Here is a 21,592-nt window from a genome sequence, read left to right on the forward strand (position 1 = left end):
GCTGGTGTACATCTGCTGTCAGTACTGTCAGCCGTGGGCCGACGCCCACGGCCCGGTCCCGAGGGCACGCTCGAATGCATGCCCTCGCCCCCCATTCCCGCCTCGACCAGTGGCGACATCCACTCGGATTCGAGGGAGACGTCCGATTCCTCGCACCTGGGCCGGTTCGGCGCACTGGCCGGCTGGGCCGGGCGCCACCGCTGGATGGCGATCGTCGCCTGGGTGGCCATCGTGGCCGCCATCGCCGTCGGCTCCATGGCTGCCGGATCCGCCTACCGCAACGACTTCTCCCTGCCCGGCACCGACTCCCAGGTGGCGACCGACCTGTTCAGGGAGCACGGCAGTGACCAGGCCGGCGACAGCATCGAGATCGTCTTCCGGAGCGCCGCGGGCGTCGAGAGCGCCCGCGAAACGATCGAGCCGATGCTGGCCGAGGTGAGGCCGATGGCCGGGGTCGCCGACGTGCGCGACCCGTTCACCGATGCCTCCGCAGTGTCCGAGGACGGCACGATCGCCTATGCAACCGTCACCCTGACCGGCAGGACCGAGGACGTCCCCCGGGCGGCCGTCGCCGAAATCATCGAGGTCGCCCAGCGCATCGGGACGGACCAGCTCCAGGTCGAGGTCGGCGGTGAGGCCGCGCGCAACGCGGAGGAAAAGCCAGGCCCGACCGCCGAGCTCGCCGGCATCGTGGCCGCCCTGGTCATTCTCGTCCTGCTCTTCGGCTCCGCGCTGGCCGCCTCCGTGCCGTTGGTCACCGCGCTGTTCGCGGTCGGCGGTGCCATCGGCCTGATCGCGCTGGCCTCGCACATCTTCACCATCGCCGACTTCACCCCGCCGATCCTGATGCTCGTCGGGCTCGGTGTCGGGGTCGACTACGCCCTTTTGATCTTCTACCGGTACCGGCACGAGCTACTCGGCGGCGCCGATCCCGCCGAGGCCGGCCGCAGGGCTCTGGACTCCGCCGGGCGCACGGTCTTCTTCGCCGGATGCACCGTCATCGTCGCCCTGCTCGGCCTGGTGGCCCTGGGTCTGGGTTCCCTGCAGGGCATCGCCCTCGCCGTGGCCATCACCGTCGCGATCACCATGGCCGCATCCCTCGTCCTGTTGCCCGCGCTGCTGGCGCTGTTCGGAGGTCGCCTCCAGCGTCATGTCATGAGGCAGCAGGCCAGGGCCACCGCGAAGGGCAGGACCGAAGGCAACCGCTGGCGGGCCGTCGCCGGGGCTGTGCAGCGCCGTCCCGTCCCGACGCTTCTGGTCGGCCTGATCGTTCTGCTGGCGCTGTCCGCGCCGGCGCTGGGCATGCGGCTGGGCTTCGCCGACTCCGGCAACGACCCCGAGGAGACCACCTCGCGCCGGGCCTACGACCTGCTCACCGACGGTTTCGGCCCCGGCTTCAACGGCCCGCTGATCATCCTGGTCAAGGGCGGCGCCGAGGCCGGGAAGACCGTCCAGGCGGAGCTCGCGAGGACCCCGGGGATCGCCGCGGCGAGCCCGGCCCTGCCCTCCGAGGACGGCGCCCTGTCCACCATCTTCGTCTACCCGACCACATCACCGCAGGCCGAAGGCACCGTCGATCTCGTGCACCACCTGCGCGACGACGTCGCGCCGCCGCTGGAACACGAGACCGGCGCCGAGGTCCTCGTGGGCGGCGCCACCGCCGCCTCCCAGGACGTCTCCGCGACGCTCGCGGCCCGGCTGCCACTGTTCGTCGCGGTCGTCGTCGGCCTCTCCTCGCTCCTGCTCCTGCTCGTCTTCCGATCCATCTGGATCCCCGTCAAGGCGGCCATCCTGAACCTGCTGTCGATCTCCGCCGCGCTCGGCGTGATCACGCTGGTCTTCCAGCACGGGTGGTTCGGCGCACAGCCAGGGCCGGTCGAGGCGTTCATCCCGGCACTGATCTTCGCGATCGTGTTCGGGCTGTCCATGGACTACGAGGTCTTCCTGATCTCCCGCATACACGAGGAATGGATCCAGACGTCGGACCACTCTCATTCGGTACGCGAAGGGCTGGCCTCGACCGGCAAGGTGATCACCGCGGCGGCGGCAATCATGATCGTGGTCTTCGCCGCCTTCGTGCTGAGCCCCGAGCGGATGCTCCAGCAGTTCGGGCTCGGCCTCGCCGTCGCGATCCTGCTGGACGCACTGGTCATCCGTTGCCTCATCGTCCCGGCGGTCATGCAGGTTCTCGGCAGGTGGGCCTGGTGGCTGCCGGCTCCGCTCGCCCGAAAGCTGCCCGCGGTCGCGATCGAACGCCCCGCGACCGTTGCGGACTGACGAGCCGCGGACTGACAAGCCGCCGACTGACGAGCCACCGAACCGCCCGGGGCGTCGCCGACAGATCGCCACGATCGCGCTCTGCACCCTCGGCTGCCTCCTCTGCGTGGCATCCGTCAGTGCCCGCTGGCTGCGTGGCGAGATCCTCGACACCGACCGCTACCTCGGCACCGTCGCGCCACTGGCCGGCAATCCCACGCTCCAGGATGCGGTGGCGACACAGGTGGCGCAGGCCGTCAGCAAACGTCTTTCCCCAGACGCCCAGAACGACATGCCGGGCCCGCTCGCCGACATCCTCTCCGGGCCGATTTCCGCCGGCGTCGAAAAGGCGACCTACCGGATCACGCTCGACTTCGTCCGCAGCGACGCGTTCAGCGCGATCTGGACCGCCGCCAACCGGACCGCGCACCAACAGCTCGTCGCGGTCCTGCGCAGCCGGCCAGGCAGCGTCGTCGCCGTGGACAGCCACGGCCTGCTGACGATCGAGCTGAATCCGGTCGTCGTCGCCCTGGCACACCAGCTCGCCGACCTGGGCGTCGCGCCGGAACAGCTGGACGCCCTGACCGTCACCATGCCCGTCGCGACCGTCGGCGACATCGGCCGGGCCAGGCAGGCGGCCCGCTGGCTGACCCGCGCCGCGTTCTGGCTCCCACCGCTCGCACTCGCCACGATCACCGGCGCCGTCCTGACCGCCGTCGACCGCAGACGCATGCTCGTCATCGTCGGCCTCGGCGTTGCCGCCGCGATGGCCGCCCTCGGGGCGGCGCTGGCGGTATGGCTCCCGGGCACGGTCACCGACGGCATCGGGGACCACAGGCTCAGGAAGGCCGCGACGGCCGTCCTCGACCAGCTGACCGTGCCGCTGCGCGACGAGATCCGGACCACCGCCGTGGCCGGCCTGGTCACCGCCGGAGCGGGCACCGTGTTGCTCGTGGCCGCCGGCCGCCGAGCACCGACCACGTTGAGCCCGGCAGGCCCACCGTGAACCCTGAAAACGACGGAAGGCCTCCCGACTGGGGGAGGCCCTCCGTGGGTCCGAGCTTCCGCGCCGTGTCAGCCGTGCGTCGGCGTACGGGCGCGGTCCTGCTTCAGCTCAGCCGGGTCAGCCGGCGGCGTGGCCGCGGCCGAGGTACTTCAGGTAGGCGCCGTTGCTGTAGGTCGACCAGGCGGTCGGGCCCTGCATGGAACAGACCTTCTTCGCCGCGGCCGCGTTGGCGTGGGTGTCGTACAGGTTGATGCCCTTGGTCCAGGGGTGCGCCCAGGTGTTGATCTGCCAGAGGCCCCGGGAGTCCTCGATGCTGGTGGCGAGCCGGGCGCTCGGGTTGCCGCCGGACTCGGCCAGCGCGATGGCGACCCAGGTGGACGTCGGCACGCCACGGCAGCCGGACAGGCCCGCGCTCTTGGCGGCCAGGGCGATGGACGAGTCGGAGGCGGCGCTCGCCGGAGAGGCAGCCATAATCCCGACACCGGTGGTGACGGCTCCCACCATGGTGACGGCGGCGAGACGGTTACGCAGGCTGCTCTTGACTGTGCGTCGGATCGACAAGAAAAATACTTTCCCACGACACCTACGGAAGCCCGAAATGGGCACGCGAGCACACTGGCCGAAAAGCCTGGCTCGCAGCGGCGATGCTTCTTCGCACCCGCCCGGAAGAACCCCGGCAGGGTTCTCCGTTTCTGCCCCGCGAAAATGAGAGAGGATATGCACCGGAACCGTGGGCAGAACTCGGCGTCGGCCCGGTGTTAGCGCTCCGGTGGACTCGTGCTTCCGACCGGAACGAGCACAACATTAGACCGGATCTTGAACCGAAGGCAAGCACCCAGCGTCACCGGATACGGTCCCGATCGCTGACTTTCCGCATTTCCCCGTCACCTACAGGCAGATCACCAAACGGCCCGTGACCGGCGTCACGTTTCAGAAGGCCGCGAGATGCCAAGGACGTGGCCGGCCTGCGCCGCGGAGTGCCGCCTCGCAGCGGGGTCGCGGCCGGGTCACGACGCCAACCGCCGCCGCCGCACCGCGCCGGGCCCCATCCGCCCCCCAGTCACGCGGGCCAGCCAGGCCACCCGGATCCGTCCACCCCGGTCCGTCGCCGACAAATCGGCCCGGCCGGGCCCGAAATCCGTCCCCTTGATGCCGACCTGGTCGGCTAACGAGTGGAGTGGCCGTGATCGTTGCTAATGTCGCGGCGTGGAGCGCAGAACGCTGCTGTCGCTGCTGAGCATCGGTGCCGCCCAGTTCCTCGTCGGATGTTCGTCCGGATCCATTCCGCCCGGGCAGCCGACGCAGCAACGGACACCGCCGACCGGCGGTCCGACCAGGCCGACCGGTCAGCCGGCGCAGCATCCGGCGCCGCTGGCCGCCGGCGCCAGCGGGCCCGCTGACCAGGGCGCCACCGTGGGCTCGGTGAGCATGTCGTCCGGCCCGGCGCTGCCACCGATCCCACCGCCACACCCCGGCCCCCCGAAGGTCGTCTTCCAGGCGCCGGGCCAGACCCGACGGATCGCCCTGACCATCGACGACGGTTACGCACCCGAGGTGGTCGCCGCCTACGTAGCCTTCGCGCAACGCAGCGGGATCCCGATCACCTTTCAGCCGAACGGCTGCTACGAGGCGATCTGGGGCCGGCATGCCGCCGCCCTGCGGCCCCTCATCGAGGCCGGCCAGGTACAGATCGGCAACCACACCTGGACGCACCGCAACCTGCTCGCCCGTGGCCGGGCGGACGCGGACATCCGGGCGGACGTCGAGCGGAACGAGGAATGGATCCAGCGGACCTTCGGCATCACCAGCCGGCCCTGGTTCCGGCCGCCCTATGGATCCCACAACAGTCACGTGGACGGCGTCGTCGCCGAGATCGGCTACACGAACATCATGATCTGGAACGGCTCCTTCGGTGACTCCGCCGTGCTGACCCCGGAGCAGCTGATGAACGAGGCCCGGCGCTATCTCCAGCCTGGAACGATCATGCTCGGCCACGCGAACCATCCCACCATCACCGGCCTGTTCGACCAGGTCCAGGAACTGATCGAACAGCGCCAGCTGGAGCCCGTCACCCTCGACACGATGTTCGGCACCTCCCGCGCCACGGGCTGACCCGCACGGCGCACCGACGGCCAACCGGGCCGGAACGACGCTGGATCTTCCACCATGGTCGCCACCGTGGTCAGGACATGGACCGTTACAGTCACGTTGTGCCTGACCGCCGAGCCGCTGCCGCACGGCGCCTGGCGACGTCGCACCTGCCGGTCGGGCTGGACGCGGACGCGGTGGTGACGGCGGCACTCGCCCTGATCGACGCCGACGGGGTCGCCGGTTTCACGATCCGCCGGCTCGGCGAGCAGCTGGGCGTGAGCGCGCCGACCATCTACTGGCATGTCGGATCGAAAGCCGCACTGCTCGACCAGGTCGTCGAACGCGTCCTTTCGAACACGATGCTGAACACCGACCCGGATCAGACCTGGGACCGACGGCTACGGCTGTTCATCACAGCCGTGCGCGAACAACTGCTCGCGCATCCGCATGTACTGGATCTGCTGCCGACCGCGACCTCGCATGCTGTCACCCAGTGGTCGGGCGAGGCGCTCGCGATCATGCGTCAGGCCGGGCTGACCGACGAGGATGCCGGAACCTACGCGAAGGTCCTCCTCCTGCAGGTCCTCGGCTATGCCCGTGCCGAGGCCGCGGTTCGCACCGCGCGGACCATGGAACCGGTGGCCGGCGGATCGGGCCTGACCTACCGGGTCCGGCCCGAGCTCCTCCGGCCCGAACTCGGCCCCGACGCCGTGCTCATGGGCACCTACGACCTCGACGTCCAGCTGCGGATCATGATCGAACTCCTGGTCGCCGGCGTCGAAGCCGCGATCGAGCGAGCGAGACCAGGGAGACCAGGGAGTCCGAGCCCGGATCGCGCTGGCTGATCAGATCCGCGGATCCCTCCCCCCGCCGGGCGGCCCGCCGTGACGGCGCTGCCTGCCCACTTCGGGGACGCCTCATTCCGCTGCCGGCGGGTCAAGGCGTTCGAGTGCCCACTGCCGCAGCGTCGTCCGGTGACAGCCGCCAGTGCGCCGCGCCGACCTTCGCCGCCCACAGCGCGTTGGCGTGGGTATAGAGCACGGCCTTCGGTCGCGAGGTCGTCCCCGAGGTCAGCTGGACGCACAGCGGCGCGCTCGGGTCGGGCGCCCGGCGCGGCGCCACGGTGGCCGGGTCGGCGAAGAGCTCGGGCACGGTCCCCGTCTCCGGGTCCAGCCGAGCCACCCACCTCAGTCCTGCCGCGGCGGCGGTGCCCGCAGCACCCAGCCGCGGATCGGTCACGATCGCGACGGCCCCGGTGAGCGCGATCGCATGGGCGAGCTCGTCCTCGGCATACCGGGTGTTGACGTCGACCGCGACCGCGCCGAGCCACGCGCACGCGAACCACAGGTGCAGGAAGGCCGGGCTGTTGTCCAGATGGATGATCAACGTGTCACCTGCGGTCACGCCACGGGCGGCGAGCCCGGCGGCGGTGGCCTCCACATCACGGTGGAACTCGCCGTAGCTCCAGGAACGCCGTGGCCCGTCCCCGGGAGCCGGCTCCCACAGCAGAAACGGATGGTCCCGCCGGCGCCGCGCCCGTTCGTCGAGCATCGTCCGCACGTCGGCACCCACGAACGGATGCACAGCCGGCAGGCGGACAGTGCCCAGGCGACTCCGTGTGTCTCCCACAACTCCCCGATCTGTCGTCACGGGCCCCGTTGGTCACGTGCCGTCCAACCTCGGGACGTCTATGCTCGTTATAGGTCTATGGTCGTTATAGTGCGGTCTGCATCACACGGTCAAGCCGCCGCAGGCAGGCAGGCAGCGAACGTGATCAGTCCGATGCGGCACACAAAAGGGGAGAGCGAGACGTCATGGGACAGAACGACGAGGTGCCGATCGGCTGGCCGCTCCCGGCCGACCGGCTGGTGCTGCCGCTGATCGCCGCGCCGATGACCAGGGTGTCGACCCCGGCCCTCGTGGCCGCCGCCTGTTCCGCCGGAATCGTCGGGGCGTTCCCGACCAGCAACTGCGGTTCGAACGCCGAGCTCGACGAGTGGCTCGACGAGATCGCGGCTGCTGTTCGTACCACGGGAACAACCGCGGACGATGCCGCCAGCGTTCCCACGCCTGGCCCGGTCGCCGCCAACCTGATCGTGCACCGGGCGAACAAACGCCTCGACGACGACCTCCAGACGATTGCGCGCCGTTCCGTCGAGCTGGTCATCACCAGTGTCGGAAACCCGGTTCCGGTGATCGACCCGCTTCACCGCGCGGGCTGTCGCGTCCTCGCGGACGTCGCCTCGCTCGCGCACGCACACAAGGCGGTGGACGCGGGCGCCGACGGTCTCGTGTTGCTCAGCGCCGGGGCGGGCGGTCACACCGGCTGGGCCAACCCGTTCGCCTTCGCCCGCGCCGTTCGCCGGTTCTATGACGGACCGCTGGTTCTCGCCGGCGGTATCAGCGACGGCACGGCACTCTGGGCAGCTGTCACGCTCGGCTACGACCTCGGCTACATGGGCACGAAGTTCATCGCCACTCGGGAAAGCGGCGCGGACCCGAAATGGCGTGCCGCCGTCGTCAGCGCCAGCCTCGACGACATCACCCTGAGCACCGCGCCCAACGGGGTCACCGCCAGCATGGTCGTACCCCCAGGTGGCGCAGGTCAGCCCGCGGGCAGCGCCGGGCACACCGTCTCCGGCGTCGACGCGGTCACCACGGTCGCGGGCGTCGTGGCCGCGACCAGCGACGAATGGCACCGGGCCCGGGCCCGCACCAGCACGGCGCTCAGGGCGTAGGGGCGAGCAGGCCTACGGGGCCAGCAGCCTGTCGTGGACTCAGGATTGAAACGTTCGTTCGAGCGGGTCCGCCCTGGCGGATCCCGGAACGTCAGCTGCCGGCGGACCCCAGGCGGAGGCATCTCAACCGTCGTGATGGTTCGATTCGTCCGCCGTCTCGACAGACAGTGCGAGCACGTCGACGTCGTACTCGGCCGACGTTTGCACGACGAGGTCGGCGTCGCGCCTCGGCCCCACCGCCGTACCGCGATCAATGCGTCGACATGGACGGGATATGCCGTTCTTCCTCCCTCGATGAGTGGGGTACATTTCCTGGTCAGCGGCATCGCGACATCCGTCGCCCTCCACTGGTAGAGCTCATCGGCATCGCGTCGATGCCTCTCGGCATGCGCGAGTGCAGAAGGGTCGGAATACGGTGCCGATGTCGTCAGTCAATACCCCAAAAGGATCGTTGACGCGTTCGACGGCTATTCTGCTGGGACTGGCTTCGTCGACCGTTGCCATAGCCGGGATGCGGGCCTTCCGGGACACTCTGGCCGCGGCATTCCTGGCGTTGGTCCTCGTCGTCACGTGCCATCCGCTGCAGGCGCGCCTACGCCGCCGCGGCGCACCCGGGTGGGTCGGCATCGCCGTGACGATGACGACTATCTATACGATCATGGCCGGTCTGGTGGTCGCCCTGGTCGCGGCGGCCGCCCGACTTGTCACGCTGCTGCCGGACTACGCCACACAGTTCGACAAGCTGCTCAACCAGGCGGCCCGACGGCTGGAGGATCTCGGCGTCACGCCGGAGCAGGCCAGCACGACGGTCGGCCGGCTCGACCTGTCCAAACTGTCCGGCCTGCTGCAGAACATTCTTTCCGGGCTGACCTCGGCGGGGTCGAATCTGATGTTCCTCGTCGCTCTGGTCTTCTTCCTGGCGATCGACGGCGATCAGCTTGCGCGCCGGCTCGACATGGCCGCCGAGTCGCGGCCGCTCCTGGTGAACGCGTTGCGGGCGTTCGCCCGCAACACACGCCGCTATCTTGCCGTTTCCTCGCTCTTCGGGCTGGTCGTCGCGGCGCTCGATGTGCTTGCGCTGCACTGGCTGGCGATTCCGCTGCCGCTGCTGTGGGGGCTGCTGTCGTTCATCACCAACTACATCCCCAACATCGGGTTCCTGGTGGGCCTGCTCCCACCTGCGCTGCTCGGCCTGCTCGAGGGCGGGGTCGCCCGCATGCTCTGGGTCGTGGCGGTCTATTCATCGATCAACATGGTCGTGCAGTCGTTCATCCAGCCGAAGGTCGTCGGGAACGTGGTGAGTCTGTCCGCGACGCTGACCTTCTTCTCGGTGGTCTTCTGGACGCTCGTTCTCGGCCCGCTCGGGGCGCTGCTCGCGGTTCCGATGACGTTGCTGACCAAGGCTCTGCTCATCGACTCCGATCCCGCTGCCCAGTGGTTGCGCCCGCTTCTCGGCGATACGACGGCTGAGGCCGCGGACGAGGGTGCCACGCCCTCCGCCCAGTCAGGAACGCAGTCTCCGTGAGGCCACGAGAGGCCGCACCGCTTCGCCGCGATGACCAACCTCGCATGCGGGCCCGGCGGGCGGCCCCGTCGGCGACCCTCGTCAGGAGGTCAGGGAGCGGACGAAGAAGGGCTTCACGTCGAGCTTCTTCTCGAGCACACCGGCCTCGGCGTAGACGTCGGCGGACTTCTGGAACTGGCTGACGATCTGGTCGTCGATCGGGGGCGCGCTCCACTGGCGGCGCCTGAGCACGTCGAGGGCCACCGGCTCGGGCAGTTTCGTCAGCGACGCGAAGATCTTCGAGAACTCGCCCTGGTGCTGGTTCGACCAGATGAACGCGTTGCGCTGCCGGGTCAGGAAGTCGGCGATCGCCGCCTTGGTCCCCGCGTCCTCGACCGCGTCCTCGGTGGCGACGACGAAGCCCAGGCCGCTGTTGATCCCCTCGCCGTCGCGGACGATGCGGGCGCCCTTGCGTTCGGCGAGCGCGACGTAGGGATCCCAGGTCGCCCAGGCGTCGATCTGGTGAGCGTCAAAGGCAGCCGACGCGGCCGGCGGGGCCAGGAACGAGCCGGCGGGGCCAGGAACGAGATCGTCAGGTCGTCGGGGGTCAGCCCGGCCTCCTTGAGCGCGCCGAGCAGCAGGTAGTGCCCGATGCTGCCCTCGGTCGACGGGGACACCGTCTTTCCACGCAGGTCGGCGACGGTACGGATCGGCGAGTCCTTGGGAACGAGGATCGCGACGCCCTTCGGGGAGGTTCGGGCCGCCCCGACGACCTTCAGCGGCGCGCCGGCACCGAGCGCGTTGAGGATGGGCGCGTCACCGGCCTGCCCGATGTCGGCCGCGCCGGCGCGCAGCGCCTGCAGCAGCGGGGCGGCGGCGGAGAAGTCCGACCACTCGATCTTGTACGGGACGTCCGCGAGGACGCCCGAGGCCTCGAGCAGTGCCTTCAGCTGGCCGACCTGGTCGGCGACCCGCAGCGTCACACCTGAGAGGTCGGGCCGCCCGGTGGCCGTGGTGGCCGCCGGGGCGTCGTCGGAGTCCGACCCGCAGGCGGTGACCGCCACCACGGCCACGACGGCCACCAGGGCCGCGACGCCGACCCGCAGCCGGGATCCGAGCAGTCTGAACACGCGCACCATCGCACAACGCTCCGGGGTCAGGGATCAGGCCGGGACGGGCAGCCCACCAGGGCGGACCGGGCAGCCCGGTGACATTTTGCTGACAGACAGGATCGACCTCATCTCGGCCGCGTCCCACCGAGCACGGTACAGCACTGTCAGTAATTCATCTTTGACGACCTAAAAAGTGAAGAAGTGACTTCCATCACACATTCAGACCCATTGACCCAGCCTGCCGGGCATGTTTCGGTTGCTCCCGTGTACAGATCAGTTCGGCTGGTCACCCGGAGTCACATCGACCTGCAGCGGATCAAGTCCGCCGCGTGTCCCCGGCACCGGGCTGACGGCTGAGCCTTTCCATCGCCGACTCGGACCGGCGGCATCCCTGCCTGCGGACCGTGAGATGGAAAAGGCTCACCGAGGCGACCACCGCCGCCGTCTCCCCCGTTCTCGCCGGCGACCGTGACTGCTCTTCACGGCGATGACTCGCGCGCCCTCGACGGGAGAACTCGTGACCCTTCAGACCTTTCCCGCCGGCATGGGCGGCGAGAGCAGCACCTCCGGCGAGAACAGGGAGAAAACACACTCACCAGGAACACCGGGAACATCCGGAACACCGGTAGAGGTGGCGCCGGTTCTGACCACCGTCGTGCCCGCCGGTGCGCGGCGGCGGGGATTACCCCGCTGGGCACGGCGCCCGGTGGGACCGTTGTTCCTGCTGGCGGCGTGGCAGATCGCGGTGTGGACCGGAAGCGCTTCCACCGAGCTTCTCGCCTCGCCGTGGACGGTGGTCACGACGTTCGCCGACCTGATGGGCAGCGGTGAGCTCCCCCGGGCCATCCTGGTGTCACTGCGGCGCGCCGGAAGCGGCCTGCTGCTGGGCGGATTCATCGGCATCACGCTGGCACTCCTGGCCGGGCTGTTCCGGCTCGGTGAAGACCTCATAGACGCCGCGGTCCAAATGATCCGCACTGTTCCCTTCGTGGGCCTCATCCCGCTTTTCATCATCTGGTTCGGCATCGGGGAACGGCCGAAAACCGCCCTCGTCGCCTTCGGCGTCGCGTTCCCGCTGTACCTCAACACCTATGCCGGCATCCGGAACGTCGACGCGACCCTCGTCGAGGCCGCGCGCACGGTGGGGCTCGGCCGGGCGGGGCTGATCCGGCACGTCATCCTGCCGGGGGCGCTGCCGAACGTCCTGGTGGGCCTGCGGTTCTCGCTCGGGATCGCGTGGCTTGCGCTCATCTTCGCCGAGCAGATCAACGCCAACCGGGGCCTGGGGCACCTGATGAACCGGGCCCAGGAGTTCCAGCGCACCGACATCATCGTCGTCTGCCTCGTGGTCTACGCCCTGCTCGGGCTCGCCGTCGACGCCGTCGTCCGACTACTCGAAAGGCTGCTGCTGTCATGGCGACCGGCCTTCAGCGGAGCTTGACCACCGCCGGCGGGGGCACCGAAGCCCCACCCGCGGTCATCGTCCGCAACCTGCGCCGCTCCTTCGGCGACACCACGGTCATCGACGACCTCAGCCTGTCCGTCCCGGCCGGGCAGTTCGTCTGCCTGCTCGGCCGCAGCGGCTGTGGCAAGAGCACCCTGCTGCGGATCCTCGCCGACCTGGACAACGAGATCAGCGGCGAGGTCCAGATCGCGTCCCGGCGCGCGGTGGCCTTCCAGTCGCCGCGGCTGCTGCCGTGGAAACGGGTGTGGCGCAACGTCGTTCTCGGCCTGCCCGGCCGGCCGGACCGGGCCCGCGCGCTCGCGGCACTGACGGAGGTGGGGCTGGCCGACCGTGCCGACGCCTGGCCCAAGACGCTCTCCGGCGGCGAGGCGCAGCGTGCGTCGCTGGCCCGGGCGCTCGTGCGTGACCCCGAGCTGATGCTGCTCGACGAGCCGTTCGGCGCGCTCGACGCCCTGACCCGGATCCGCGTGCAGGGCCTGGTCGAGCAGCTGTGGCAGCGGCACCGCCCGGCGATCCTGCTGGTCACGCACGACGTCGAGGAGGCGTTGCTGCTCGCCGACCGGGCGCTGGTCATGGAGGACGGCGTGATCTCGCACAGCGTGGACGTCACGCTGCCACGGCCGCGCGCCGTGACCGACCCGGCGTTCGTCGAGCTGCGCGCCGAGCTCCTCGCCCGGCTCGGCGTCGGGGCCTCCTCCCCTTCCTGACGAAAGCCGTCCCAACACCCCCGGAGTTCATCGATGCGCTTCCCCAGACCCGGACGTCCAGTGGCACGGCCCCTACGACTCGCGGTGGCGGCGACGCTCGCCGCGGGACTCCTGCTCACCGCCTGCGGCTCCGACGACGACCCCGCTCCGGGCGCCGCCGGCGCAGGCACCGGCGGCACCGAGAAACCGGTCGCGGGCGGGTCGGTCACCTACGCGATCGACACCGAGCCGACCTGCTTCGACATCCACGTCAGCCCGCAGGACATCACCGCGGCCATCCAGCGCAACGTGTTCGACTCGCTCGTCGCGGAGGACGAGTCCGGCACGTTCCACCCGTGGCTGGCGAGCTCCTGGGAGACCTCGCCAGACCTGAAGAGCTACACCTTCAAGCTCCGCCAGGACGTCACGTTCACCGACGGCACCCGCTTCGACGCCGCCGCCGTGAAGGCGAACTTCGACCACATCAAGGCGCCCACGACGAAGTCGCGGTACGCCGCGAGCCTGCTCGGCAGCTACACCGGCACCGACGTCGTCGACCAGTTCACCGCCCGGGTGAACTTCGCCCAGCCCTTCGCGCCGTTCCTGCAGGCGGCCAGCACCGCCTATCTCGGTTTCTACTCGCCGAAGACGCTCGCCGCCGACGCCGACAAGCTGTGCGGCGGTGGCCCGGTGGCGGTCGGCACGGGGCCGTTCACCTTCACCGGCTACACCAAGGGCCAGAGCATCGTCCTGACGAAGAACCCGGCGTACAACTGGGCGCCGGCGACCGCGAAGCACACCGGCGCCGCCTACCTGGACACGTTGACGATCCGCGTTCTCAAGGAGAACTCCACCCGGATCGGCTCGCTGACCAGCGGCCAGATCGACGTCGCCGGTGCGGTGCCGCCGGCGAACGTGGCCGCGGTCGAGGCGAACGGGCGCCTGCAGGTGCTGCGCCGCGACGCGGCCGGCTCGCCGTACAGCCTCTACCTGAACACCACGCTGGCACCGTTCACCGACGAGCGGGTGCGCGTCGCCTTCCAGCGTGGCCTGAACATCGACCAGGACGTGAAGACCGTCTACTTCGGCCAGTACAAGCGTTCCTGGAGCCCGCTCACCGCGGTCACGCCCTCCTACGACAAGGGCCTGGAGAACAGCTGGCCCTACGACCCGGCCAAGGCCAACCAGCTGCTCGACGAGGCCGGCTGGACGGGCCGTGACGCCGACGGCTACCGCACCCGTGACGGCCACCGGCTCACCGTCGCCTGGCCGATCATCCCGGCCACCGTCCGCGAACAGCGTGACGTCCTCGGCCAGGCGTTCCAGGAGGACCTCAAGAAGATCGGCATCGAGCTCACCCGCCCGTCCCTCGACGCCGGCACGTACCTGAAGGAGGCGTACGCCGGCAAGTACGCCGTCCTGGACTTCAGCTGGGCCCGGTTCGAGCCGGACGTGCTGCGGCTGTTCTTCCACTCGGCCAGCACTCTGGCCGGCGGCGGCCAGAACGCCGCGTTCGTGAAGGACCCCGAGGTGGACACCTGGACGACGACCGGTGCGGGCACCTTCGACGAGAAGGTCCGTGACGACGTCTACGCGCGCACCCAGCAGCGGGTGGTCAAGATCGGCGCGGTCGTGCCCGTCTACACACCGTCGTCCATCCTCGCGGCCGGCAGGCACGTCCACGGGATCGCCTTCGACACGAACGCCTGGCCGCAGTTCTACGACGCCTGGCGCGACCGAAAGTGAAGGCCGTCGAACCCGTTCGGACACGGCCACGGGGGTGGATCGTGCTGCGCGCGGTCGGGCGGCGGCTCGCCCGCGCGGGCGCGGTCGTCCTCGGCGCGGCGACCCTCGCGTTCGCCGCGTTGCAGCTGCTGCCCGGGGACCCGGTGGCGGTCATGCTGGGGCCGGCCACGACGGCGTCCCCACAGGTCCGCGAGCAGATCAGGGCCGACTTCGGGTTCGACGAGCCGGTACCGGTGCGCTACCTGCACTACCTCGGTGATCTGGTGACGGGCGACCTGGGCCGGTCCTACCAGCTCCAGCAGCCGGTCACCACGCTCATCGGGGAGCAGCTGTGGCCGACGGTGCAGCTCGTCGCGGCGAGCGTCACCCTCGCCGTGGTCATCGCGGTGGTCTCCGCGGTGGTCACGGCAGGCCGCCGCTCGGCACTGCGCGCCGTGGTCACGCTGCTGGAGCTGGTGGCGCTGTCCACCCCGCAGTTCTGGCTGGGGATCGTGCTGCTGACAGTGTTCTCGTTCCGCCTGAACCTCTTCCCGGTGGCGGGTGCGCAGGACCTCAGGGCGCTGGTGCTGCCGGCGGTCACCCTCGCGCTGCCCGTCGCCGGGGTGCTGGCACAGGTGCTGCGGGAGGGCATCGAGACGGCGCTGGAACAGCCGTTCGTCGTCGCTGCCCGGGCCCGGGGCCGCAGCCGGATCGGGGTGCGGCTGCGGCACGCGGTCCGGCACGCGGCGGCCCCGCTGCTCACGCTGACCGGCTGGGTGACGGGTTCGCTGCTGGGCGGCGCGGTGCTGGTGGAGACCGTCTTCGGTCGCCCCGGCCTCGGTTCGCTGGTGCTGCAGGCGGTCGCCAGCCGGGACATGCCGGTCGTGCTGGGCGTGGTCCTGCTGACCGCCACGGTGGTGGCCGTCGTGTTCATCCTGGTGGACCTGGTGCAGCTGGCGCTCGACCCACGGCTACGGACGGCGGCAGCTCTGTGACGAACACCGACACCCGGACGGACATCGACACCGGGACCGGCGACAGCCCCGAGACCGGTAGCGGCCCCGAGGCCGGCGGCAGCCCCGCGGCGGGCATAGACACCGGGGCGGGCACCGGGGCGGGCATCGACACCGTGCTCACGGGCGGCGCCCGGCGTCCGGGTCCACGCGACTGGTCGGTCCCCCGGCCGGGTGTCGTCGTCGCGGCGGCGGTACTGGCGCTGGCTGCCTTCGTCGCGGCCGCGCCGGGGCTGCTGACCGACGCCGCGCCAACCGACATCGACCCCGTGCACGCGCTGGCCGGGCCGGGCGCAGGCCACTGGTTCGGCACCGACCAGCTCGGCCGCGACGTGTTCACCCGCGTCGTCTACGGTGCCCGCACGTCGCTGCTGCTCGGCCTCGCCGCGATCGGCCTCGCCGTCGCCGGTGGTGTGGTGCTGGGCCTGGCCACAGCGCTCGGCGGGCGCGGGATGGAGCGGATCCTCACCTGGCTGACGGACGTCACGCTCGCGCTGCCCCCGGTGCTGCTCGCGCTGCTGGTGGTCGCCGTGCTCGGCGCCGGAACGGCGAACACCGTGATCGCGATCGCGATCGCCCTCATTCCGGTGTACGGGCGGCTGGTGCGCACCGAGGCGATGCTGGTGCTGCGCTCCGGCTATGTCGAGGCCGCGGTCGGGCTCGGCCTGCGCCGTGGTGTGGTGGTCGCCCGCCATGTCCTGCCCAACGCGCTCGGCCCGGTGCTGGTCCTGGCCACGGTCGGGTTCGGTACCGCGCTCATGTACGCCTCCGCGTTGAGCTTCCTCGGCCTCGGGTCGAGCCCGCCGAGCCCGGAGTGGGGCCTGATGCTGTCCGAGGGTCGCGACTTCCTCCAGACCGCCTGGTGGACGGGGGTGTTCCCGGGTGCGGCGATCACCGGAACCGTGATCGCCGTGACGGTCGTCGGCCGGTACGCGCAGGCCCGTTTCGCCGGACGGGTCGACTGGCGGGCGGGCCGATGACCGGGCCGGTGAGCGCGGTTGCGGGCGGGCCGGCCGGCGGGCCGGAGGACGGGCCGCTGCTCGTCGTCGACGGGCTCGACGTGACGTTCCAGGTGGGTGGCGAGCGGGTGCACGCGGTGCGCGACGTGTCGTTCACCCTCGACCGCGGCGAGTGCCTGGCGATCGTGGGCGAGTCCGGGTCCGGGAAGAGCGTCACCGCCCGCACACTGATCGGTCTGACCGGTGGGCGTTCGACGGTGCGCGCCCGCCGGCTGTCCTTCGACGGCACCGACCTGACCGCGCTCACCGAGGCACGCTGGCGGGCGGTGCGCGGACGGCACATCGGGCTGGTGCTGCAGGACGCGCTGGTGTCCCTGGACCCGCTGCGGACGGTGGGCGCGGAGGTCGCCGAGCCGTTGCGCGTCCACCGGCTCGCCGCTCGGGGCGAGGTCGCCGGCCGGGTCAGGGACACGCTGGCCGACGTCGGCGTGCCGGATCCGGCCCGGCGCGCCCGCCAGTACCCCCACCAGCTCTCCGGCGGGCTGCGGCAGCGGGCGCTGATCGCGTCCGCGGTCGCGGCCGGACCGCGGCTGCTGCTCGCCGACGAACCGACCACCGCCCTGGACGTGACCGTGCAGGCCCAGGTGCTCGATCTGCTGCGACGGCTCCGGCAGGAGGGCCTGGCACTCCTGCTGATCAGTCACGACCTCGCCGTCGTGGCCGGCATCGCCGACCGGATCGCCGTCATGTACGGGGGGCTGATCGTCGAGGGCGGACCAGCGGAACAGGTGCTGCGCGACCCGCGGCATCCCTACACCCGGGCGCTGCTCGCGGCCGTCCCCACGTTCCACACCAGGGACCTGCACACCAGGCGGAGCCGGCTGGCGGTCCCGGTGCCCCGCCAGCCCGGGGCCGGCCCGGACGGCTGCCCGTACGCGGCCCGCTGCCGGCTGGCGGACGAACGCTGCCGGACGGAGCTCCCGCCCCCGGCCGAGGCCGACCCCGGGCACAGCGTCCTGTGCTGGCACCCCGCGCCGACCCCCGGCCCATCGGCCCGATCTGACCCGTTCCGTCCGTCCCACCCGGCCGACCCGTCGGGCCCGTTCGGGTCGGCCGGATCTGCCGGATCTGCCGAACCCGTCGGCCCGGCCGTCCTGGCCGTCGCCGAACCACCACCGCTCGCACACATGCCAACCGGGAGCGTGCCCGCCGCGGGCATGCCCACAGAAGTCGCCCGCGGCGAGGTTCTCCTCGACGTCGACGGGCTCTCCAAGCGGTTCCGCGGGCCCGGCGGGGCCTGGCAGCACGCCGTCGACGACGTGTCGTTCCAGCTGCGCGCCGGCGAGACGCTCGGCGTCGTCGGCGAGTCCGGGTCGGGGAAGACGACGGTGGCCCGCATCGTGCTGGGCCTGCTCACACCGGACGCCGGCACGGTCCGCTTCGCCGGTGCCCCGTGGAACGGGGACGGGGTGCTCGAGCGCGACCGCCGGCCGCATCGCCGCCGTGTACAGGCCGTCCAGCAGGATCCACTGAGCTCCTTCGATCCCCGGTACACCGTCGAGCGGATCATCGGGGAGGCGGTGGCGGGCAGCCCCCGCCGGGGCGGGCGGCAGGCACGGCGTGACCGGGTCGCCGTCCTGCTCGACCACGTGGGCCTCGGCGCGAACCTGCTGGGACGGCGGCCGCGGGACCTCTCCGGCGGACAGCGCCAGCGGGTGGCGATCGCGCGGGCGCTGGCTCCGGAGCCGGCGCTGCTCGTCTGTGACGAGCCGGTGTCCGCCCTGGACGTGTCGATCCAGGCCCAGATCCTCGACCTGCTCGCCGACCTGCAACGTGACCTCGGGGTGGCGATGCTGTTCATCTCCCATGACCTGGCGGTGATCCACCAGGTCGGCGACCGGCTCCTGGTGATGCGCCACGGCGGGATCGTCGAGTCCGGTGAGCTCCGGCAGGTCTTCGCACAGCCGGCGCACCCGTACACCCGGGAGCTGCTCGCCGCGGTCCCCCGGCCCGCCGAGTCCGCCATACGGGCGATGGCCCGCTAGCGCGTTGGCGGCCGGAGCGGGACCCACAGGTGGGAAGGCGGCGCGGCGTCCCCACGGCCTGGTCGAACGGGCCGCGGAGATCTCGGTGTTCACCCGGCTGCTGGCCCGCGGCAGGCTCGGGGACGGCAGCGTCGTGGTGCTCAGCGGGGCGGTTTCGACCGGCAAGACCGAGCTGTTGAACGCCCTGGTCGACGATGCGGCGGCGACGGGTGCGGTGGTTCTGACCGCGCTCGCCACCCCCGCGGAACGCGACGAACCGCTGGCCCTCGTGCGCCAGTTGTTCCGCACACCGCCACAGTTCGGCCCCGAGGACGATCTCGCCTGGCCTCGGGTCACCGACGCCGAGGCTGCCTCCGCAGCCCCCACCGACACCGGTACGACTCCCACCGACCAGCTGTCGACCAGCGCCGTGCACGACCTGTGGTCGGCGATCGACACACTCGCGCGCCGGGTCCCGGTCGTCATCGGTGTCGACGACCTGCATTTCGCCGACGTGGAGTCGTTGCGCTGCCTGGCGTACTTCGGCGGCCGGGTGCGGGCGTCACGGGTTCTGATCGTCGTGAGCGAGAACATCGGACATGTCGGGACGGATGCTTCGCGAGCCTCCTGGCACACCGATCTTTTGCGCCAGCCCCACTGTCACCGGATCCAGGTCTCCCCGCTGTCGCCGCGGGGGGTGGCCGAGCTGCTCGACACCCGGCTCCGACTGCCCGTCGGCACGGTCACGACCACCCGCTGGCACCACGTGAGCGGTGGGAACCCGCTGCTGCTGCGGGCCCTGACCGAGGACGCCGCCGCCGTGGCCAGGCAACCCGCCGGACTCGCCGGACTCGCCGAACCCACCGGTCCGGCCGGACCCGCCGCACCGGGAGAACCCGCCGAACCCGCGGAGCCAGCCGAACCCGTCGCCGGCACGGCCTTCGGCCAGGCATACCTGACCTGCCTTCACCGCGGCGGGCCCGACCTGCTCCAGGTCGCGCGCGGGCTGGCGATCCTCGCCGAGTCCGGCTCGTCCGCCTCGCTACGCCAGCTCGTCGACGCGGACGAGCCGACGGTCGAGCGGGCCCTGGACCTGCTGGAACGCGCCGGCCTGCTCGAGCGCGCCGGTCCGCTGGGCACCGGCCGGTTCCGCCACCCGGCCGCCCGGGCCGCGGTGCTCGCCGAGATGTCCCCGGGCGAACGGTCGCATCTGTACCAGCAGGCGGCCCGCCTGCTGCAGGTCGACGGCGCAGCTGCGCACACCGTCGCCGCGCATCTGGTCGCCGCGCACCGCCCGCCCGGGCCATGGGCGTTCGCCGTGCTGTGTCGGGCGGTCGAGGAGACCCTCGACCACGATCGGCTCTTCGCCACCGAGTGCCTGCGGCTGGCCCGCCTGGTCTGTTCCGACGACATGCAGCGGGCGACGGTCGCACTGCTGCGGCTGCGGATCTCCTCTCCCAGCGCGGAGGTCGACCCACTCACCGCGGCCGAGCACCAGGTCGCGGTGCAGGCAGCGCTGGGCGGTACCAACCGGGAGATCGCCAGAATCCTGCACATCACCGCGAGTACCGTCGAGCAGCATCTGACCCGGGTTTACCGCAAACTCGGCGCGAAAGGCCGCGCCGACCTGCGGTCCACTTTCATGCAGTTCGCCCGCGAAGATCTCGACTAGCCGGTGACCGTCGATATTCCGCGATACGCAATCCAACCGCGGCCGACACCACGTGACATCGGTCACCACCCAAGAGCATTTCCGTCGTCGACGCGAACCTGCGACATCAAAGAGCCTTTTCAATCTTGGTTTGTCTGATTCTCCCGGCGGTTAAGGGTCACCAATTGACGAATTGAACGGGAACCGGCTCGGGCCGTTCCATCATCTGGCGACGGCAATAGTTGGTCGGGCGGCGGGCGGAGGGATGCCGTAAATAGAGAAGTCCCCGGTAGATCACAGGGTTCCTACTCCACTGTGCCCTTGACCGAGGACTTCCGTTGCTAACCTACCCCGGTGTCGTCGACCTGCCCGAGTCGACCCTGACCTTCCTCACGGGACTGCTGGCCGAGGACCGCGCCCAGCGCCGGACCTGGCGCAAGCTGCCCCCACGCGAGCAGGCACTCCTGGTGCTCGCCCACCTCCGCAAGGGTGAACGCTACGAGCACCTCGCCGAGGGCTTCCAGGTCAGCGTCGGCACCGTCCACAACTACATCCGCGAGGCCGTCGGCCTGCTCGCCACCCACGGCCGGACCCTGCTCGCCGCGGTCTGGACCTTCGCGTGGACCCAGAGCAACTTCCTCATCCTCGACGGCACCGTCGTGCGTACCAACCGTGTCCGTGCGCACAACAAGCTGTACTACTCGGGCAAGCACAAGTACCACGGCATCAACCTGCAGGGCCTCACCGACCCCTACGGTCGGCTGCTCTGGATCTCCGAAGGACTTCCCGGCTCCGTCCACGACCTCACCGCGGCCCGGATGCACGACGTCCTCCATCTGATCGACCGCTCGGGGCTCTACCTCTACGCGGACAAGGGCTACGTCGGCGGCGAGGGTGACCGCCTCCTCGTCCCGGTCAAGAAACCCAAGAACAGGGAACTCCCCGACCGCGACAAAGAGACCAACTGGACCCACGCCACCACCCGCTCGCAAGGCGAACGAGGATTCGCGGTCCTCAAGAACTGGCACATATTCGACCGTTTCCGCGGCTGCCCACGCCGCGTCGGCATCTTCGCCCAGGCCGTCCTCGTCCTCTCCAGTGAGGGCCTTTAGGAAAATCGACTTTGAAAAGGCTCAAAGATCACCGCGAGCCGGAAAGAGTTCGGACATTTTCGCGTAACACTATCGCAGAAATAGCCGCACAGGGGTCACCTAGGGGGGTTTCAGGGGTACCTCGGAAGCAATTCTCCGGTGATTATTGACGGAGCGACGCGCCGCAGTTCGACGCGCCCCGGATCCCGGGTTCCTCCGGCTCCCCGGACCCGAACACCCGGAGAATTCCCCAGAAAAACCAGCGTCCTAC

The 21,592-nt window shown here is 70.6% G+C and carries 17 protein-coding genes and 2 pseudogenes; 15 read left to right on the forward strand and 4 right to left on the reverse strand.

Features of this window, described 5'->3' with window-relative positions; genetic code table 11:
• The first annotated feature begins 204 nt into the window (after positions 1-204).
• Complete coding sequence (locus ACG83_RS29275) at positions 205-2,277, forward strand: MMPL family transporter (RefSeq protein WP_083473692.1); 2,073 nt, start codon at positions 205-207, stop codon at positions 2,275-2,277.
• Positions 2,278-2,383: 106 nt separating this feature from the next.
• Positions 2,384-3,262, forward strand: coding sequence for a hypothetical protein (locus tag ACG83_RS29280; protein ID WP_152991547.1), 879 nt, complete (start codon positions 2,384-2,386; stop codon positions 3,260-3,262).
• A 117-nt stretch (positions 3,263-3,379) separates the two neighbouring features.
• Here ACG83_RS29280 and ACG83_RS29285 read toward each other — a convergent pair whose 3' ends face one another.
• Positions 3,380-3,823: a transglycosylase SLT domain-containing protein gene (locus ACG83_RS29285; protein ID WP_083473652.1), complete on the reverse strand. Its 444-nt coding sequence runs from the start codon at positions 3,821-3,823 to the stop codon at positions 3,380-3,382.
• Positions 3,824-4,468: 645 nt separating this feature from the next.
• Between ACG83_RS29285 and ACG83_RS29290 the strand changes: the two genes are divergently transcribed.
• On the forward strand, positions 4,469-5,374 hold the full coding sequence (locus ACG83_RS29290; RefSeq protein WP_054569461.1) for a polysaccharide deacetylase family protein: 906 nt from the start codon (positions 4,469-4,471) through the stop codon (positions 5,372-5,374).
• 77 nt (positions 5,375-5,451) lie between these two features.
• Complete coding sequence (locus ACG83_RS29295; protein WP_083473653.1) at positions 5,452-6,198, forward strand: TetR family transcriptional regulator; 747 nt, start codon at positions 5,452-5,454, stop codon at positions 6,196-6,198.
• Between the two features lie 91 nt (positions 6,199-6,289).
• Here the strand turns inward: ACG83_RS29295 and ACG83_RS29300 are convergent, their stop codons facing one another.
• The gene (locus tag ACG83_RS29300) at positions 6,290-6,925 is read right to left on the reverse strand and encodes a class I adenylate-forming enzyme family protein (RefSeq protein WP_235498261.1); all 636 of its coding nucleotides are present in this window, start codon (positions 6,923-6,925) and stop codon (positions 6,290-6,292) included.
• A gap of 242 nt (positions 6,926-7,167) precedes the next feature.
• Here ACG83_RS29300 and ACG83_RS29305 point away from each other — a divergent pair, with 242 nt between their 5' ends.
• Entirely contained in the window at positions 7,168-8,091 is a 924-nt protein-coding gene (locus ACG83_RS29305; RefSeq protein ID WP_054569463.1) for a nitronate monooxygenase family protein, read from the forward strand.
• A gap of 451 nt (positions 8,092-8,542) precedes the next feature.
• Complete coding sequence (locus ACG83_RS29310) at positions 8,543-9,616, forward strand: AI-2E family transporter (protein ID WP_235498262.1); 1,074 nt, start codon at positions 8,543-8,545, stop codon at positions 9,614-9,616.
• Positions 9,617-9,697: 81 nt separating this feature from the next.
• Here the strand turns inward: ACG83_RS29310 and ACG83_RS47070 are convergent, their stop codons facing one another.
• Both ACG83_RS47070 and ACG83_RS29315 read right to left on the reverse strand, forming a co-directional pair.
• The gene (locus tag ACG83_RS47070; protein WP_235498263.1) at positions 9,698-9,847 is read right to left on the reverse strand and encodes a hypothetical protein; all 150 of its coding nucleotides are present in this window, start codon (positions 9,845-9,847) and stop codon (positions 9,698-9,700) included.
• Positions 9,848-9,948: 101 nt separating this feature from the next.
• The gene (locus tag ACG83_RS29315) at positions 9,949-10,734 is read right to left on the reverse strand and encodes an ABC transporter substrate-binding protein (protein ID WP_235498264.1); all 786 of its coding nucleotides are present in this window, start codon (positions 10,732-10,734) and stop codon (positions 9,949-9,951) included.
• 490 nt (positions 10,735-11,224) lie between these two features.
• Between ACG83_RS29315 and ACG83_RS29320 the strand changes: the two genes are divergently transcribed.
• From ACG83_RS29320 to ACG83_RS29355, 9 genes and pseudogenes are all read left to right on the forward strand, one after another.
• Complete coding sequence (locus ACG83_RS29320; RefSeq protein ID WP_200931398.1) at positions 11,225-12,148, forward strand: ABC transporter permease; 924 nt, start codon at positions 11,225-11,227, stop codon at positions 12,146-12,148.
• On the forward strand, positions 12,121-12,879 hold the full coding sequence (locus tag ACG83_RS29325; protein WP_054569466.1) for an ABC transporter ATP-binding protein: 759 nt from the start codon (positions 12,121-12,123) through the stop codon (positions 12,877-12,879). Before ACG83_RS29320 ends, ACG83_RS29325 begins: the two co-directional genes overlap by 28 nt.
• A 33-nt stretch (positions 12,880-12,912) precedes the next feature.
• Complete coding sequence (locus ACG83_RS29330) at positions 12,913-14,604, forward strand: ABC transporter substrate-binding protein (protein ID WP_054569467.1); 1,692 nt, start codon at positions 12,913-12,915, stop codon at positions 14,602-14,604.
• A 41-nt stretch (positions 14,605-14,645) separates the two neighbouring features.
• Positions 14,646-15,578 (forward strand): ABC transporter permease, encoded by a 933-nt coding sequence (locus ACG83_RS29335; protein ID WP_083473693.1) that lies wholly within the window; start codon positions 14,646-14,648, stop codon positions 15,576-15,578.
• Positions 15,575-16,576, forward strand: a complete 1,002-nt coding sequence (locus ACG83_RS29340; RefSeq protein ID WP_083473654.1) for an ABC transporter permease — start codon at positions 15,575-15,577, stop codon at positions 16,574-16,576. The genes ACG83_RS29335 and ACG83_RS29340 overlap by 4 nt, the downstream gene beginning before the upstream one ends.
• An 8-nt stretch (positions 16,577-16,584) precedes the next feature.
• A complete protein-coding gene (locus ACG83_RS29345; protein ID WP_235498265.1) occupies positions 16,585-18,600 on the forward strand; it encodes an ABC transporter ATP-binding protein in 2,016 nt (671 codons plus the stop codon).
• Positions 18,494-19,147: pseudogene (locus tag ACG83_RS48095) on the forward strand (ATP-binding protein); the annotation flags it as partial. The gene ACG83_RS29345 and the pseudogene ACG83_RS48095, both read left to right, overlap by 107 nt.
• Positions 19,148-20,044: 897 nt before the next feature.
• Positions 20,045-20,251, forward strand: a pseudogene (locus ACG83_RS48100) (helix-turn-helix transcriptional regulator); the annotation flags it as partial.
• A gap of 317 nt (positions 20,252-20,568) precedes the next feature.
• The gene (locus ACG83_RS29355) at positions 20,569-21,342 is read left to right on the forward strand and encodes an IS5/IS1182 family transposase (RefSeq protein ID WP_054564425.1); all 774 of its coding nucleotides are present in this window, start codon (positions 20,569-20,571) and stop codon (positions 21,340-21,342) included.
• Positions 21,343-21,592 lie beyond the last annotated feature (250 nt).

The organism is Frankia sp. R43, assembly GCF_001306465.1.
Lineage (GTDB): Bacteria > Actinomycetota > Actinomycetes > Frankiales > Frankiaceae > Parafrankia > Parafrankia irregularis.

What these genes read in the sequence shown, in the direction of transcription:
- ACG83_RS29275 (WP_083473692.1), top strand. Translation starts at nt 205, where the DNA reads ATGGCGATCGTCGCCTGGGTGGCCATCGTGGCCGCCATCGCCGTCGGC.
- ACG83_RS29295 (WP_083473653.1), top strand. Translation starts at nt 5,452, where the DNA reads ATGGACCGTTACAGTCACGTTGTGCCTGACCGCCGAGCCGCTGCCGCA.
- ACG83_RS29305 (WP_054569463.1), top strand. Translation starts at nt 7,168, where the DNA reads ATGGGACAGAACGACGAGGTGCCGATCGGCTGGCCGCTCCCGGCCGAC.
- ACG83_RS29315 (WP_235498264.1), bottom strand. Translation starts at nt 10,734, where the DNA reads ATGGTGCGCGTGTTCAGACTGCTCGGATCCCGGCTGCGGGTCGGCGTC.
- ACG83_RS29325 (WP_054569466.1), top strand. Translation starts at nt 12,121, where the DNA reads ATGGCGACCGGCCTTCAGCGGAGCTTGACCACCGCCGGCGGGGGCACC.
- ACG83_RS29330 (WP_054569467.1), top strand. Translation starts at nt 12,913, where the DNA reads ATGCGCTTCCCCAGACCCGGACGTCCAGTGGCACGGCCCCTACGACTC.